The organism is Nocardioides panacis (assembly GCF_019039255.1).
In the GTDB taxonomy this organism is placed as follows: Bacteria; Actinomycetota; Actinomycetes; order Propionibacteriales; family Nocardioidaceae; genus Nocardioides_B; species Nocardioides_B panacis.
Genome location: NZ_CP077062.1, coordinates 2,957,400 through 2,973,142, shown reverse-complemented (window position 1 = coordinate 2,973,142; position 15,743 = coordinate 2,957,400). Strand labels below are relative to the sequence as shown.

The window sequence follows — 15,743 nt, the reverse complement described above, 5'->3', positions numbered from 1 at the left end:
CCGAGCAGGGCGGCGTGCAGTCGGTGCGGGCGGAGAAGCGCGCCGAGGGGGGAGACCCTGGTCGACTACACGCCCGGCGGCCCGAAGAAGGACAGCGCACCGGTCCCGCTGGTGGAGAACTGGCTGCTCGCGATGACCGCGACGCCGATGAACACCTACGTGGCCCGGCAGTTCCTCACGTCGGGGAGCAGCGGCGACTGGGTGCCCGAGCGCGGCACCCTGGTGTACGGCGGCCACAGCCTGGTCAGCCTCCCGGACGGCAGCGTCGAGCTGCGGCTGCGCGACGTCGTCGAGCTCGACGACCGGGGCACCTGGCTCGGCGCCGGCTCGCGGGGCCCGTCACGCGGCTACACGCTCAAGCTGGTCCGCGAGGACGGTGAGCTGCGGATCGCGGACCCCCCGAACCGGCTGATCATCCCGCGGCTGCACTTCGACACCCAGTACCAGCAGTACTTCCTCTACTTCTTCGACAAGTCCGCGCAGGCGCTCGTGCCCGAGCCGGTCTACGTCCCGCGCGGCCTGCAGGCGCCCACGCTGCTGGTCGCCGCGCTGGTGAAGGGTCCCCGCCCGGCCCTCGGCGGGGTGCAGGGCACGTTCCTGCCCACCGGCACCCGGCTGGACGGGATCTCGGTGCCGGTCTCGCGCGACGGGACCGCGGAGGTGCCGCTCAGCGACGACGTGCTCGACGTCGACGACGACCAGCTCAACCTGCTGTTCGCCCAGCTGGCCTGGACGCTGGGCCAGATCGCCGGCGTGGAGCGGATGCGGGTCACCGTCGGCGGCACCCCCGTCGACCTCCCGGGTGCACGGGTGGACGTCGGGATCAACCAGTTCTCGGAGTTCGACCCCGCCCTGGCCTGGGCCTCGACCGCGCTGTTCGGGCTCCGCGACGGCCGCGTGGTGACGCTCACCGACGACCGGGAGCGCCGGGTCAGCGGCCCGTTCGGCACCCTGTCGCTCGGCCTGCGCTCGATCGGCGTCGACCTTCCCGCTCAGCACGTCGCCGGGGTCAGCGCCGACGGCACCCGGATCCTCGAGGCCGACAAGGACCGCACCGCCAGCAAGCCGGCCACCCCGGCCGACGTACGCACGGTCTACCCCGACGGCACCGACCTGCTCCGGCCGGTCTACGACCTCTACGGCCAGCTGTGGGTGGTGGACCGGACCCGCTCGGGCGCGCAGCTCTCGGTGGTGCGGGCCGGCGCCGCCCGGACGGTCCGGGCGCCCGGCGTCACCGGCCAGGACGTGGTCCGCTTCGTGGTCAGCCGCGACGGCACCCGGGTGGTCACCCAGCTGCGCCGCGGCGGCACGGACCGCCTGGTCGTCTCGCGGGTGGAGCGGGACGCCAAGGGCCGGGTGCGCGCCCTGCTGCCCGCCGTGCCGCTGCCGCTGACCGGCGTCGGCACCCCGCGGATCCGCGACGTCGCCTGGCGCACGCCAGGCAGCGTGGCCGTGCTGGCCGGGCCGACGGCCGGCACGTCGCAGGTGCTGATCGTCAAGGTGGACGGCTCCTCGACGCCGGAGGACCTCACCACGGACGCCGAGCTGTTCCGCGACCAGGCGGTCCGGCTGGTCACCTCGCCGGCCACCGGCACGCCGCTCTACATCCGCACGCAGACCGGCCAGATCTTCTCGCTGGCCGCCAGCGGCCGCTGGACCGGCACCAGCATCGAGCCGGGTCTGGTGGCCCCGACCTTCGCGGGCTAGGAGGAGCGGGCACCGCGGCGCGCGGAAGGCTGCGGGACGCCCAGCGGCCGGGCCAGGACGACGACGTTGCTGTCGTAGGAGCCGCCGTTCCAGTCGGTGCAGGAGACCAGCACCAGTCGTCCGGCGCCGCGGCCCTGGCCGAAGAGCCGGGGCGCGGAGCGGGCCAGCGCGGCCTGGCTCAGCACCCGGACGTCGCTGACCGCGTAGCGCATCGTGCCGGCGCGGGTGACCACGTCGACCTTCTGGCCGGCGTGCAGCCGGCCGACGTGGTCCATCGACCCGCCGCCGGTGTGCACGGTGTGACCGGTGATCACGGTCTGGCCGGAGTCGGCGCCGGGCTCGGCGCTTCGGTCCCACCAACCCACCTGGCGGTAGTCGCGGGGCGGGTCGAGCACGGCGTCGGAGGACACCTGGACCGGCACGACGCGGGCGTCGACGCGGATCGCCCGGATCTTCAGCCGCACCGGGGAGGCCGCGCTCATCTCGCCGTACGACGCCTCGGCGGGCGCGTCGTGCCGGGGGAGCCAGAACCAGGCGAGCACGAGGCCGACGACGACCACGAGCAGCCCGAGACGGGTCCCCCCGTCGCCGCCGGCCGCCATCACCGCTCCCGGCGGAGCTGGCGGCGCAGGTCGAGGGCCCCGGCGCCGACCGCCACGGTCAGCAGCGCGCCCACGGCGAGGAGCAGCTGGCCGCGGTCGAAGGAGGAGTCGTCCCCGGCCAGGCCGGCGGTGACCCGGGTGGGCAGCACCCGGGCCCGGGGGACGGCCCGCGGAGGGGCGGGCTGCTGCTCGACGACGGCGGGGGCGATCTGGCCGCCCGGACCGCAGGTGGAGCGGCCGACCTGCAGCGAGAGCGCCTGCATGCCGAACTGGGCGGCAGCCGGCAGGACGTCGAGGTCGAGCGCGGTCACGTCGACCGCGTCGGCGGAAGGACGTGACTGCTTGTTCAGGGTGCCGCTGACCAGGTTCTCCTGGAGCGGGCCGAGCTGCGAGCTGATGTTGGCCAGCACGTTGTCCAGCACCGCGGCCCGGTCGACGGCCGCACCGAGGGGGCCGAGGGAGCCGTCGAGCGCGGTGCCGAGCTGGCTGCGCAGGGCGTCCTCGACGGCGGTCGCCACCGCACCGAGGTCGGTGGCGACGTGGGTGTTCGGCGCCGGGTGCACCGGCAGCGAGAGCAGGTCCACCCGGCGTCCGGCCACCTGGGCGTACGCCGCGACGCCGGCCAGGCTGGCGTCCGCCGCGGCGGTGCCGGGTCCGGCCTGGCAGCTGCTCTGGACCGCGCCGAGGTCGAGGAACACCCCGGGGTTGCCCAGCTGACCCAGCCCGGTCTGCAGCCCGTTCTGGAGCGCGGAGACCACGGGGGCGAGGGCCGGCTCGAGGGCGTCCTGGACCTGCTGGTCGAGCCCCGCCAGCACGGTCGAGTCGACGATCCGGAGGCCGCTGAGGTCCAGCGACCCGGCGGACAGCGACAGGTTGCTGCCGGGGGAGAGGCAGTCGCCGTCCCCGACCGCGGCGACCGTGGCACCGTCCCCGGCGAGCCCGGCGCAGGCGGCGGAGCGCCCGGCGCGACCCTCGAGACGGGTGGTGGCGTCCTGGGCGAGCACGCCCGCGGACACCAGCGACTGGCCGGTGAGCGCCGAGACGGCGGGCCGGTTGCTGCCGGTGCTGGTCTGGCGCGTGCCGTCGTGGGTGACCTCGTAGGTGCCGGAGCCCGCGGGCTGGCCGCCGGCGGTGAGGACCACACCGGTGGCGCTGGCGCGCGCGACGACGGTGGCCGCCGAGGCGGGGGCGGCGACCAGGCCGACCAGGGCGGTGGTCAGGGCGGCGGCGCCGACCCGGGCAAGACGTGACCTCACGGTGTGCTCCCTCTCCTGCATCACTCCTCCCCCCGCGCTGCACGCACGGGCCGGTGACGCCTGTCACGGATAACCCGAACGGCGCGGTGAAGTTACGGCCGGGCGGACAGCTCGTCTGTGACGCCCGCCACACGGGCCCGTTCCGGTCCACCGCCGGCGCGCGCTGCCCCGCGTGCACAGCCGGCGCGGCCCCGCTCGACCGGCGGGGCGGTGCGGGCGAGGCTGGCCGGCATGACCGAGGCCCGTGGCTCCCTCGCCGACGCCGCACGCGACCTGCTGCTCGGCAGCGCGTGCGTGGGCTGCGGACGGCCCGGCCGGGTGCTGTGCCCGTCCTGCGCCGCCTCCCTGCCCCGGCACGGCCGGCTCTCCTGGCCGACGCCGACCCCGCCGGGGCTGGCACCCCCGTTCGCCGCCGGTGCGTACGACGGCCTGCTCAAGGTGCTGGTCAACGAGCACAAGGAGCACGGCGTGCTCGCGCTGGCGGCCCCGCTCGGCCGGGTGCTGGCCGACGTGCTGGGCGACCTGCTGGCGGTGGCCGCGGTCCCGGGCGCGCCGGTGCTCCTCGTGCCGGTGCCGTCGCGCCGCCCGGTGGTGCGACGGCGCGGGCACGACCCGCTGCTGCGGACCGGGCGGCGGGCCGCCGTACACCTGCGCAGGACGGGCGTGCCGGCGACCGTGCGGCAGCTGCTGGTGCCGACCGGGCGGGTCCTGGACCAGTCCACCCTCGACGCCGCGGCCCGCGCCGCGAACCTCGCCGGGTCGATGGCCGCCCGGCCTCCCCGGGCCGGCGACCGGGCCGCGACCCTGGTGGTCGTCGACGACGTGCTGACCACCGGGTCGACCGTGCGGGAGGCGCAGCGGGCGCTGGAGACCTGCGGGCTGCGGGTGGCCGGGGTGGCGACGGTGGCCGCGACACGTCGGCGCGCGGAGTGGACCGGGTGTCCGGAATCGGGGGGGTTCCCTACCGCTCACGGGGCGGGCGCACTAACGTCTGTGTATGGAGTCCGTCCGGGTCCGTGGTTGCGTCGTCGGAGTTCTGTGCGAGGACGGGCCCGGTGTCACCACCGGTGCCTCGAGCCGCCCGGCGCCCCGTCGGCAAGCCGATGCCAGTCGCAGGCGAAACGGTCCACGTAAGACGTTCCGGGCAGCCCGCCCGACTCGTTCGGGCACGGCGCCGGACCGTCGATCACGGTGCGGCTTAGAGGTAAGTCCTGCCCCCCACCCGCTGTCAGATGCAGCGCGTCCGGGGGAGAAGGCCGGTAGTGGCAGAGAAGCTGCGGAAGCCTCAGCAGGCGATTGTGGGGTCGAAGACCAGGTCGGCCGGGCGGGCTCCTCCCTGACCGGGTCCCTTCCCGGGTTGCCACGTGCAACAGTCACCGAAACAGTCACCGAACGATCGGGAGGCAGTCGATGGACATCGTGCTCAACAGCCGCCACTGCGAGCTGACGGACCGGTTCCGCAGCCACGTCGAGGAGAAGCTCGCTCGATTGGAGAAGCACGACCATCGCGTCATCCGGGTCGAGGTCGAGGTCGAGGCCGAGCGCAACCCCCGCCAGGCCGAGCGCGCCGTGCGGGTGGAGCTGACCGCCTTCTCCAAGGGCCCGGTCGTCCGGGCCGAGGCCGCCGCCGACGACAAGATGGCCGCCCTGGACCTGGCCCTGGACAAGATGGTCGGCCAGATGCGCCGCGCCGCCGACCGCAAGCGCGTGCACCGCGGCCGCCACACCCCGACCTCCGTCTCCAAGGCGCTTGCCGGCCTGGAGGTCGCGGACGAGGCCGCCCTGGTCGAGGAGTCCGGCGACACCACCCGCCACGTCGGCCCGATCACCGTCCTCGGCGACGGCCCGCTGGTCGTCCGGGAGAAGGTCCACTCCGCCGAGCCGATGATGCTCGACCAGGCGCTCTACGAGATGGAGCTCGTCGGACACGACTTCTTCCTGTACGTCGACAAGGAGACCGAGCGACCCTCGGTGGTCTACCGCAGACGCGGCTACGACTACGGCGTGATCACGCTCGAGGTGGACTGAGGCGTGGCACGGGGACTCTGCGCAAGAAAGCGAACCGCACAGGGTCCCCACATGCCATGATCATCTCGTGGTAGATCTGGAGCAGGGCACCAAAGCGGGTGGGGAACCCATCCGCGTGGCCGTCGTGGACGACCAGGAGCTGTTCCGGCGCGGTCTGACGATGCTCCTGGGTGTCGAGGACGACATCCAGGTCGTCGGCGAGGCCGGGGACGGCGTCGCCGCGACCGAGCTGGCCGCCTCCACGGTGCCCGACGTGATCCTGATGGACGTGCGGATGCCCAAGCGCTCGGGCATCGAGGCGTGCGTGGCGATCAAGGAGGTCGCCCCGACCGCCCGGATCATCATGCTCACCGTCAGCGACGAGGAGGCCGACCTCTACGACGCCGTCAAGAACGGCGCCTCGGGCTACCTCCTCAAGGACTCCTCGATCGACGAGGTCGCCCAGGCGATCCGGGTGGTCGCCGACGGCCAGTCGCTGATCAGCCCGTCGATGGCCATCAAGCTGCTCGACGAGTTCAAGCAGATGTCGCGCTCGGACCGCCAGCAGGTGCCGAGCCCGCGGCTCACCGACCGCGAGCTCGAGGTCCTCAAGCTCGTCGCGCAGGGCCTGAACAACCGGGAGATCGCCAAGCGGCTGTTCATCAGCGAGAACACCGTGAAGAACCACGTCCGGAACATCCTGGAGAAGCTCCAGCTGCACTCGCGCATGGAGGCGGTCATGTACGCCGTCCGCGAGAAGCTCCTCGACATCCCCTGACCCGCGGGTGTCGGTGCTGGTGGGCATGATGGCGGCATGACCGCCGGTCCCAGCCTCTCCCGCGCCCAGGCCCGCCGCGTCGCGCTCGTCGCGCAGGGCTTCCGGGACCCCCGGCACACGGTCCCCACGATGCGCACCTTCGACCGGACCCTGTCCCGCACGGCGGTCCTGCAGATCGACTCGGTCAACGTGCTGGCCCGGGCGCACTACATGCCGCTGTTCTCCCGGATGGGGCCCTACGACGTCGACCTGCTGCGCCGGGCGTCCGAGCAGCAGCCGCGCCGGATCGTGGAGTACTGGGCGCACGTCGCGGCGTTCATGCCCGTCGAGCTGTGGCCGCACATGCGGCACCGGATGCGGGCCTACGAGGCGCGCGGCCACGAGTGGGAGGCGGTCCGGCACAAGCCGGAGCTCGTCGACTCGCTGCTCGCCGAGGTCGCGGGCCGCGGCCCGTCGACCCCGCGCGACCTCGACGAGGGGCTGCCTCGCGCGAAGGTGCACTGGGGCTGGAACTGGTCGGACACCAAGAAGGTCATGGAGTACCTCTTCGCGTCCGGCCGGCTCGCCGTGGCCGGCCGCAACAGCGCCTTCGAGCGGCTCTACGACCTGCCCGAGAACGTGATCCCGCGCGAGCACCTCGACGCGCCCGAGCCGACCGTCGAGGAGGCCTCGGTGGAGCTGCTGCGCCGGGCGGCAGTGGCGCACGGCGTGGGCACCGAGTTCGACCTGCGCGACTACTTCCGGATGCGTCCGGAGCTCACCCGGCCGGCCCTCGCGACGCTGGTGGAGTCCGGTGAGCTGCTGCCGGTGCGGATCGAGGGCTGGCACCGCCAGGCCTACCTGCACCGGGACGCCGCGCTGCCGCGCCGGGTGCGGGCCCGCGCGCTGCTCTCGCCGTTCGACCCGGTGGTCTGGGAGCGCGAGCGCACCGAGCGGCTGTTCGACTTCCACTACCGGATCGAGATCTACGTCCCGGAGCACAAGCGGGTGCACGGCTACTACGTGCTGCCGTTCCTGCTCGGGGACCGGATCGTCGGCCGGGTGGACCTCAAGGCCGACCGGCGGGCCCGGACGCTGCTGGTCCACGGCGCCTTCGCCGAGCCCGCCGCCCCCGAGGACACCGCCGCCGAGCTCGCCGCCGAGCTGCGCGACCTGGCCGACTGGCTGCGGCTGGACGACATCGTGGTCGGGACCCGGGGCGACCTGGCCGCCGAGCTCGCCGTGGCCGTGAAGGCCGACCCGGGTGCCTGACGGTCTCTGGGCGCTGCTGTTCGGCTGGGTGCTGGTGGTCCAGCCGGTGCAGGCCCCGACCGTCGTCGAGCCGGCGTCCGCACCGCGCTTCCCGGTGGTCGGCGCGACCGACTTCGGCCGGTTCCACCACGACTACCCGGCCACCGACGTGTTCGCCCGCTGCGGCACCCGGGTGGTCTCCCCGGCCGACGGCACCGTCCTGGAGGTGTCCCGCACCGACACCTGGGACCCGGCCACCGACCGCGGCGCGGACCGGGGCGGCCGGTCGTTCTCGGTGCGGGGCGCCGACGGGGTGCGCTACTACGGCAGCCACCTGTCCGCCGTGCGTCCCGGGCTGCGGGCCGGCACCGTGCTGCGCGCCGGCGACCCGGTCGGCCGGGTGGGCAACAGCGGCGACGCCCGCGGGATCGCCTGCCACCTGCACTTCGGCCTGTCCCCGGTGTGCCGCGGCACCGGCGACTGGCGGGTGCGGCGCGGGGTCGTGCCGCCGTACCGGTTCCTGCGCAGCTGGCAGCGGGGCGGCCACCTCGACCCCGCCCCCGCCGTACGTCGCTGGCGTGCCGCGCACGGCTGCCGGGGCTGACCGCGACGACCGGCGGACGGCGGCCGACCGGCGCGGATCCGGCAGCGTGGCGGACGCTGCTGGGGAGTCCGGTTACGATGGCAGCGGGGCCGTGACCCCCGCTGGCGCGCTCGCGAGGAGACTCGCCGGGCGGCGCCGGACACCGGTTCCACCGGGACGACCTCGGGGAACAACACCTGACCACAGGAGTCGACGCACGTGCCTGCCATCCTCGACAAGATCCTCCGCATCGGCGAGGGCAAGATCCTCCGGCAGCTCGAGGCCATCTCGCGCGCCGTGAACGCCATCGAGGACGACTTCACCTCGATGACGGACGAGGAGCTCCAGGGCCAGACCGCGGAGTTCCGTCGGCGGCTCGAGGCCGGCGAGACGCTCGACGACCTGATGCCCGAGGCGTTCGCCACGGTCCGCGAGGCGGCCAAGCGGGTGCTCGGCCAGCGGCACTACGACGTGCAGGTGATGGGCGGCGCGGCGCTGCACCTCGGCAACATCGCCGAGATGAAGACCGGTGAGGGCAAGACGCTGGTCTCCACGCTGCCGGCGTACCTGAACGCGCTGTCCGGCGACGGCGTCCACGTGGTGACCGTCAACGACTACCTCGCGAAGTACCACGCCGAGTGGATGGGCCGGGTGCACCAGTTCCTCGGCCTCAGCGTCGGCATGATCCTGCCGGAGATGACCCCGGCCGAGCGCCGGGTCGCCTACGCGGCCGACATCACCTACGGCACGAACAACGAGCTGGGCTTCGACTACCTGCGCGACAACATGGCGAACTCCATCGAGGAGTGCGTGCAGCGCGGCCACAACTTCGCGATCGTGGACGAGGTCGACTCGATCCTCATCGACGAGGCCCGCACCCCGCTGATCATCTCCGGCCCGACCCAGGACGAGGTCCGCTGGTACGGCGAGTTCGCCACCATCGCGCGGCAGATGACCAAGGACGTCGACTACGAGGTCGACGAGAAGAAGCGCACGATCTCCGTCCTCGAGCCGGGCATCACCCGCGTCGAGGACTACCTCGGCATCGACAACCTCTACGACTCGGTGAACACCCCGCTGATCTCGTTCATGAACAACGCGATCAAGGCCAAGGAGCTGTTCCGCAACGACAAGGAGTACGTCGTCCTCAACGGCGAGGTGCTGATCGTCGACGAGCACACCGGCCGGATGCTCGCGGGCCGCCGCTACAACGAGGGCCTGCACCAGGCCATCGAGGCCAAGGAGGGCGTGGAGATCCGCGAGGAGTACCAGACCCTCGCGACCGTCACCCTGCAGAACTACTTCCGGCTCTACGACAAGCTCTCGGGCATGACCGGCACGGCGATGACCGAGGCCTCGGAGTTCGACAAGATCTACAAGCTCGGCGTCGTCCCGATCCCGACCAACAAGCCGCTGGCGCGCACCGACGCGGCCGACCTGGTCTACCGCACCGAGGAGGCGAAGTACGTCGCGGTCGTCGACGACATCGCCGAGCGGCACAAGAACGGCCAGCCGGTGCTGGTCGGCACGGTGTCGGTGGAGAAGTCCGAGCTGCTCGCCGGGCTGCTGACCAAGCGCGGCATCCCGCACACCGTCCTGAACGCCAAGCAGCACGACAACGAGGCGAAGATCGTCGCGCTGGCCGGCCACAAGGGCGCGGTCACGGTCGCCACGAACATGGCCGGTCGAGGCACCGACATCATGCTCGGCGGCTCGGTGGACTTCCTGGCCGACCAGGAGCTGCGGGCCGCCGGTCTGGACCCGCTCGAGGACGGCGACGCCTACAGCGCCGCGTGGCCGGCGGCGGTGGAGCGGATCAAGGCGCAGGTCGCCGCGGAGCACGACGAGGTCAAGGCGGCCGGCGGGCTGTACGTCGTCGGCACCGAGCGCCACGAGTCGCGCCGCATCGACAACCAGCTGCGCGGCCGGTCCGGCCGGCAGGGCGACCCGGGCGAGACCCGGTTCTACCTGTCGCTCGAGGACGAGCTGATGCGGCTGTTCAAGTCCGACTGGGTCGACTGGGTGCTGACCACGCTCAAGGTCCCCGACGACGTGCCGATCGAGAACAAGCGCGTCACCGGCGCCATCGCGTCCGCGCAGGGCCAGGTCGAGTCGCAGAACTTCGACTCCCGCAAGAACGTCCTGAAGTACGACGACGTGATGAACCGGCAGCGCGAGGTCATCTACGGCGAGCGCCGCGCGGTGCTCGAGGGTGCCGACCTGCACGAGCAGATCCGGGACATGGTCGACGACGTCGTCGAGGGCTACGTCACCGCGGCCACCGACGGCTTCCCGGAGGAGTGGGACCTCGACGCGCTGTGGGCCGCGCTCAAGCAGCTCTACCCGGTGACCCGCACCCTGGCCGCGGTCGAGGACGAGGCCGGCGGCCGCAACGGGCTGACCCGCGACCAGCTCGTCGAGGACCTGAAGGCCGACGCGCAGGCGGCGTACGACGCCCGCGAGGCGGAGTTCGGCGAGGACGTGATGCGCGAGCTCGAGCGGCGCGTGCTGCTGTCCGTGCTGGACCGCAAGTGGCGCGAGCACCTCTACGAGATGGACTACCTGCGCGAGGGCATCGGGCTGCGCGCCTACTCCCAGCGCGACCCGCTCGTGGAGTACCAGCGCGAGGGCTTCGACATGTTCCGGGCCATGATGGACGGGATCAAGGAGGAGGCCGTGGGCTACCTCTTCAACCTCGAGGTGCAGGTCGACGAGGAGCCGGAGGTGGACCACACCGGCCACGCGCACACGCTCGCCGACCAGGGCGTCGAGGTCGGCCCGGCGCTCGCGCAGGCCGCCGCCTCCACGCACACCGGCGAGCACCCGGCGATCCGCGCGAAGGGCCTCGACGGCCCCCGGGCCCCGCAGAAGCTCTCCTACTCGGCGCCCTCCGAGGACGGCGACGCGGAGGTGGTCGGCGCTCCGGAGCAGGTCGCCGACGCCGAGTTCGCCGGCACCAGCCGCAACGCAGACTGCCCCTGCGGCTCGGGCAAGAAGTACAAGAAGTGCCACGGCGCACCGGGCGGGCCGACCGGCCTGACCACCCGCGTCAACGGCTGAGCCGCCCGGCCCCCGCCTCCCGTGGCGGGGGCCGGGGGGTCAGCTGGCGTGGTGCACCTCCTGCAGGCCGTAGACCGGGGTGTCGATGCCCTCGGCCCGGGCCTTGAGCTGCAGGGCGAGGTACAGCGAGTAGTGCCGGGACTGGTGCAGGTTGCCGCCGTGGAACCACAGCGCCTCCTGCTGGGTGGGCTTCCACATGTTGCGCTGCTCGCCCTCCCAGGGACCAGGGTCCTTGGTGGTGTCCGACCCGAGGCCCCACACCTTGCCGACCTTGTCGGCGGTCGCCTGGTCGATCAGGTCGGCGGCCCAGCCGTTCATCGAGCCGTAGCCGGTCGCGTAGACCACCAGGTCGGCCTCGAGCTCGGTGCCGTCGGCGAGCACCACCGAGTGCTCGGTGAGCCGCTCGACCTGGCCGTGCGCGAGCTTCCACGTCGCCGTCGGCGACCAGGTCGGCCGCGCCCACGTCGATGTAGTAGCCCGAGCCGCGACGGAGGTACTTCATGAACAGCCCTGAGCCGTCGTCGCCCCAGTCGTGCAGGAAGCCGGACTTCTCGAGCCGGTCGTAGAAGTCCGCGTCCCGCTCGCGCATCGCGTCGTACAGCGGGATCTGGAACTCGTGCATGATCCGGTAGGGCAGCGAGGCGAACACCAGGTCGGCCTTCTCGGTGGTCATCCCCGAGGCCAGCGCCTCCTCGCTGTAGAGCGCGCCCAGCCCGATGTCCATCAGCGAGTCCGAGCGCACGATGTGCGTCGAGCTGCGCTGCACCATCGTGACGTCGGCGCCCTTCTCCCACAGCGACCCGCAGATGTCGAAGGCGGAGTTGTTCGACCCGATCACCACGGCCTTCCTGCCGGCGTACGCGTCCGGGCCGGGGTGCGCGGAGGAGTGGTGCTGGTCGCCGCGGAAGGTGTCCATGCCCTCGTAGGTGGGCAGGTTCGGCTTGCCGCTCATCCCGGTGGCCAGGACCAGCTGCTTCGGCCGGAGCACCAAGGGCTGGCCCTCGCGCTCGACGTGGACCGTCCACTCGCCGCTGGTCTCGTCGTACGACGCGCTTTTGGCCTCGGTGCTCGACCAGTAGTTGAGCTCCATCACCTTGGTGTAGGACTCCAGCCAGTCCGCGATCTTGTCCTTGGGGGCGAACACCGGCCAGTTCTCGGGGAACTTGATGTAGGGCAGGTGGTCGTACCAGACCGGGTCGTGCAGGCACAGCGACTTGTAGCGGCTGCGCCACTGGTCCCCGGGGCGCGCGCGCTTGTCGATCACGATGGTCGGCACGCCGAGCTGCCGCAGCCGCGCGGACAGCGCGATGCCGCCCTGGCCGCCGCCGACGACGAGCACGTAGGGCTGGGTCTCGTAGCCGAGCTCGCGGGCCTCCCGCTCGCGCTTCTCCGTCCACGTCTCCCGGCTCCGGTTCGCGCCGTGCTCGGCGCCCCGGGGCCGCTCGGTGCCCTTCGGCTCCTCGTGACCCTTCAGCTCGTAGAGCGTGGTGAGCAGCGTCCAGGCGCCCTCCTCGGTGAGCCGCAGCAGGCCGCGCCCGCGTCCGACCGCGGTCTCGAACTCGATCCACGCCGTGGTCACCCCGTCGGCCTCGTCCGGCGGCTCGGCGGTCCGGAAGCCGCTCGGGTCGGTGCCCTCCAGGGTCTCCCGGAGCAGGTCCGTGACCCCCGCACGGCCCTCGACGGTCTTCAGGTTCCAGGTGAACGCGACCAGGTCGCGCCAGTAGCAGTCGGTGGCGAACATCCCCGCGGCCCGTTCGACGTCCCGCGCGGCGAGCGCGGCCTCGAAGTCGGCGAGCCAGGCGTCCACCCGCTGCTGGGCCGGGCTCGTGGTGCTGGGGGAGTCGAGCGTCTGGGTCATGCGGGTCCTCTCGTACGGCGCCGGGGTGGCGTGTGACCCACCGCACACCCGCCCGGGACGCCGGGCAAGGGTTGCAGGGGGTTGCAATCCCCGTCGAACGGACGGTGCCACCGGCCCTCGTGCGGTCCTACGCTCGCCGGGTGGGCGACTTCAGCGCGATCCGGCCGGGCACCAACCTCCCGGCCTACGCCCGCGAGCTGGTCCGGATGCACGACGCGGTGATCGGCGGCGGCCGCTCGCCGCTGCAGCCCCGCGCCCTGGTGGCCCGCTCGTGGTCCCGGGTCCTGGAGGCCGGTCTCGACCCGGACGGCCGGCACCCGCGCGACCCGCTGCCGATGGACCAGGTGCTCGCGCGTCGCCGGGAGTCGCCGGTGGCGCTGGTCATCGAGGAGCTGCGGGCGATCATCTCCTCGGTCGCCGACGCCTCGCAGTTCCTGATGGTGGTCACCGACGCCGACGGGATCATCCTGTGGCGCGAGGGCGCCGCCCGGGTGCGCGGCCGGGCCGACTCGCTGGGCTTCGAGGAGGGCGCGGAGTGGACCGAGGAGGTGGTCGGGACCAACGCGATCGGCACCGCGCTGGCCGAGGCGAGCCCGGTGCAGCTGTTCTCCGCGGAGCACTTCGAGGCCGAGCAGCACCCGTGGTACTGCACGGCGGCGCCGATCCACGACCCCCGCACCGGCGAGCTGCTCGGCATCGTGGACGTCAGCGGCCCGGCGATGACCCTGCACCCGGCGATCGTCGCGCTGGTCGAGACGGCGGTGCGCCTCGCCGAGTCCCAGCTGTGGCGGCACCACGAGCTGCGCCTCGAGCGGCTGCGGGCGGTCGCGGCGCCGGTGCTGGCCTCGGTGACCGGGCCGCTGCTGCTCGTCGACGACCACGGCTGGGTCGCGCACACCGCCGGCATCGCGGCGCAGGCCCGGATCGCGGTGCCTCGCGACCGCCGGCCGCTGACCGTGCCGGGCCTCGGCCTCTGCCTGCCCGAGCCGCTCGGCGACGGCTGGCTGGTCCGGCCGGCCGGGGGCGAGACGCGGATCGTGATGACCCTGGACCTGACCGGGCCGCCCGCGGTCGCGGTCTCCGGGGAGCGCCCGTGGCGGGCTCCGCTCACCGCCCGGCACGCCGAGATCCTGCTGCTCCTGCACCGCGCGGGACGGTCCGGGCTGAGCGCGGCGGCGCTGAGCAGCCGGCTGTACGGCGACGCGGAGCACGTGGTCGCGGTGCGCGCGGAGGTGTCCCGGCTGCGCCGTACGCTCGGCGGGGTGGTGGAGAGCCAGCCCTACCGGATCTCCCCGGCCGTGGAGATGGCCGTGCTCGGGGCGCCCGCCGGCTGAGGCCGGCTCAGCCGAGCTGCAGGGCCACACAGGTCCACCGGCCGTGCCGCCGCTCGAGCCGGGCGGCGATGGCCCGGGACCGCTGCCCGTGCCGCACGTGCACGCTGACCTCGGCGCTGCCGGGCTGGGGCAGGAAGACGTGCACGCTGCGCACCTGCGGCCGGATGGTGCGCAGCCGGTCCGGGGCCGGTGCGGTCCGCCCCAGGATGCGGACCCGCCGGTCGAGGTCCTGGTAGACCCGCGCGGTCGTCCAGCGCAGCAGCTGCGGGAGCGGCCGGTCCCCGCCGAGCACCTCGACGGTGGCCTGCGCGAACCGGGCCGCCCAGGCCTGCACCTCGCGCTGCTCGCGGGACCCGGTGCCGGGCACCAGGCGCAGCTCCGGCGCGGCCGGGGAGCTGCGGGCCCGCCGCGGGTCCAGCGCGAGACTGCCCTGCACCTCGGCGACCGGCACCACCTCGCGCTCGTCGGACGGCGGACCGAGCCGGGTGACGGTCGCCAGCTCGCCGGGCAGGCCCGGCGGGCGTCGGGCCTGGACCGGCGGCGGGAGCGGGGCGGGCGGGTTCGTGCTGCTCATGGCAGCTCCTCTCCGTGGGGTGCGTGGGTCAGCAGGTCCGGGACGACGAGGCGGGTCCCCGGCCGGAGGAGGTCCGGGTCGGGTCCGATGCGGCCCCGGTTGGCCGCGTGCAGCGCGCGCCACCCGGCGTCGACGGCAGGGTCCGGAGCACCGGCCGGGAGCAGGCCCTCGGCGATCGACCAGAGCGAGTCGCCGGGACGGACCAGCACAGGCCCGGTCCCGGTGGCCCGGGCGCCGGCCGCCGGGGCCGCGCCCGTCGCCCGGTCGGGGAGCGCCAGGCCGGTGAGCCCGGCGGCCCCGGGCACCTGGCCGCCGACGTCCGCCCGGGCGGGGGTGCTCGCCGCGGCCCCGACCGCGACCCCGAGCAGCGCCGTGACCGCGCCGCGGGCGACGGCCGGGCAGGCTCGCGTGGCGGTCTCCGCGAGACGCGCCCAGGCCGGGCTGCCCGGGGCGAGCAGCCGGCCGAGGCGGGCGAGCACCAGCAGCGCACCGGTCGCCACCAGCCACCCGGTGCAGGCCAGCAGGGCTGCCGCGCAGCCGCCGGCGAGCACGGTGGGGAGGTCGAGCCGGGGCAGCGCGCCCGGCCCGTCCGCGAGCAGCGGGTCCGCGACCCGGAGCAGCGGAGCGGCCGCCAGCGCCCAGGCGCCGACGGCCGCGGCGACGCCGCCGGCGAGGAGCAGCAGCGCCCGGGTGGTCGTGCCGACGAGTGCCACCGCTGATCCTCTCGTTTGATGTCGTTTGATCTTTCTAGACG

At 73.8% G+C, this 15,743-nt stretch carries 13 protein-coding genes; 8 read left to right on the top strand and 5 right to left on the bottom strand.

Annotated elements, in window-relative coordinates:
- Positions 1-57: 57 nt before the first annotated feature.
- The gene (locus KRR39_RS14530; protein ID WP_496113269.1) at positions 58-1,707 is read left to right on the top strand and encodes an LpqB family beta-propeller domain-containing protein; all 1,650 of its coding nucleotides are present in this window, start codon (positions 58-60) and stop codon (positions 1,705-1,707) included.
- On the opposite strand, the gene KRR39_RS14525 is transcribed toward KRR39_RS14530, so the two are convergent.
- Together KRR39_RS14525 and KRR39_RS14520 are read right to left on the bottom strand one after the other, a co-directional pair.
- Positions 1,704-2,309 carry a class F sortase gene (locus tag KRR39_RS14525; protein WP_254185153.1) on the bottom strand — a complete coding sequence of 202 codons (606 nt, stop codon included), beginning with the start codon at positions 2,307-2,309 and terminating at the stop codon, positions 1,704-1,706. The genes KRR39_RS14530 and KRR39_RS14525 overlap by 4 nt on opposite strands.
- Complete coding sequence (locus KRR39_RS14520; RefSeq protein ID WP_216937924.1) at positions 2,309-3,565, bottom strand: hypothetical protein; 1,257 nt, start codon at positions 3,563-3,565, stop codon at positions 2,309-2,311. The genes KRR39_RS14525 and KRR39_RS14520 overlap by 1 nt, the downstream gene beginning before the upstream one ends.
- Before the next feature lie 231 nt (positions 3,566-3,796).
- On the opposite strand from KRR39_RS14520, the gene KRR39_RS14515 reads away from it, so the two are divergent.
- The 6 genes from KRR39_RS14515 to secA all read left to right on the top strand — a co-directional run bounded on the left by KRR39_RS14515 (position 3,797) and on the right by secA (position 11,223).
- The gene (locus tag KRR39_RS14515) at positions 3,797-4,699 is read left to right on the top strand and encodes a ComF family protein (protein WP_216937923.1); all 903 of its coding nucleotides are present in this window, start codon (positions 3,797-3,799) and stop codon (positions 4,697-4,699) included.
- A gap of 276 nt (positions 4,700-4,975) precedes the next feature.
- Positions 4,976-5,593 carry a ribosome hibernation-promoting factor, HPF/YfiA family gene (hpf, locus tag KRR39_RS14510; protein WP_216937921.1) on the top strand — a complete coding sequence of 206 codons (618 nt, stop codon included), beginning with the start codon at positions 4,976-4,978 and terminating at the stop codon, positions 5,591-5,593.
- Between the two features lie 115 nt (positions 5,594-5,708).
- Entirely contained in the window at positions 5,709-6,350 is a 642-nt protein-coding gene (locus KRR39_RS14505; RefSeq protein ID WP_216937920.1) for a response regulator, read from the top strand.
- Positions 6,351-6,386: 36 nt separating this feature from the next.
- Positions 6,387-7,601, top strand: coding sequence for a winged helix-turn-helix domain-containing protein (locus KRR39_RS14500; protein ID WP_216937919.1), 1,215 nt, complete (start codon positions 6,387-6,389; stop codon positions 7,599-7,601).
- Complete coding sequence (locus KRR39_RS14495; RefSeq protein ID WP_216937918.1) at positions 7,594-8,184, top strand: M23 family metallopeptidase; 591 nt, start codon at positions 7,594-7,596, stop codon at positions 8,182-8,184. Before KRR39_RS14500 ends, KRR39_RS14495 begins: the two co-directional genes overlap by 8 nt.
- 198 nt (positions 8,185-8,382) lie before the next feature.
- A complete protein-coding gene (secA, locus tag KRR39_RS14490; protein WP_216937917.1) occupies positions 8,383-11,223 on the top strand; it encodes a preprotein translocase subunit SecA in 2,841 nt (946 codons plus the stop codon).
- On the opposite strand, the gene KRR39_RS14485 is transcribed toward secA, so the two are convergent.
- Positions 11,213-13,081 carry an NAD(P)/FAD-dependent oxidoreductase gene (locus KRR39_RS14485; protein WP_216937916.1) on the bottom strand — a complete coding sequence of 623 codons (1,869 nt, stop codon included), beginning with the start codon at positions 13,079-13,081 and terminating at the stop codon, positions 11,213-11,215. The two genes, secA and KRR39_RS14485, sit on opposite strands and share 11 nt — an antisense overlap.
- A gap of 140 nt (positions 13,082-13,221) precedes the next feature.
- Between KRR39_RS14485 and KRR39_RS14480 the strand changes: the two genes are divergently transcribed.
- Complete coding sequence (locus KRR39_RS14480) at positions 13,222-14,415, top strand: helix-turn-helix domain-containing protein (RefSeq protein WP_254185152.1); 1,194 nt, start codon at positions 13,222-13,224, stop codon at positions 14,413-14,415.
- A 7-nt stretch (positions 14,416-14,422) separates the two neighbouring features.
- Here KRR39_RS14480 and KRR39_RS14475 read toward each other — a convergent pair whose 3' ends face one another.
- The gene (locus tag KRR39_RS14475; RefSeq protein ID WP_216937915.1) at positions 14,423-14,989 is read right to left on the bottom strand and encodes an Rv3235 family protein; all 567 of its coding nucleotides are present in this window, start codon (positions 14,987-14,989) and stop codon (positions 14,423-14,425) included.
- Complete coding sequence (locus KRR39_RS14470) at positions 14,986-15,702, bottom strand: LysM peptidoglycan-binding domain-containing protein (RefSeq protein ID WP_216937914.1); 717 nt, start codon at positions 15,700-15,702, stop codon at positions 14,986-14,988. The genes KRR39_RS14475 and KRR39_RS14470 overlap by 4 nt, the downstream gene beginning before the upstream one ends.
- Between the last annotated feature and the right edge of the window lie 41 nt (positions 15,703-15,743).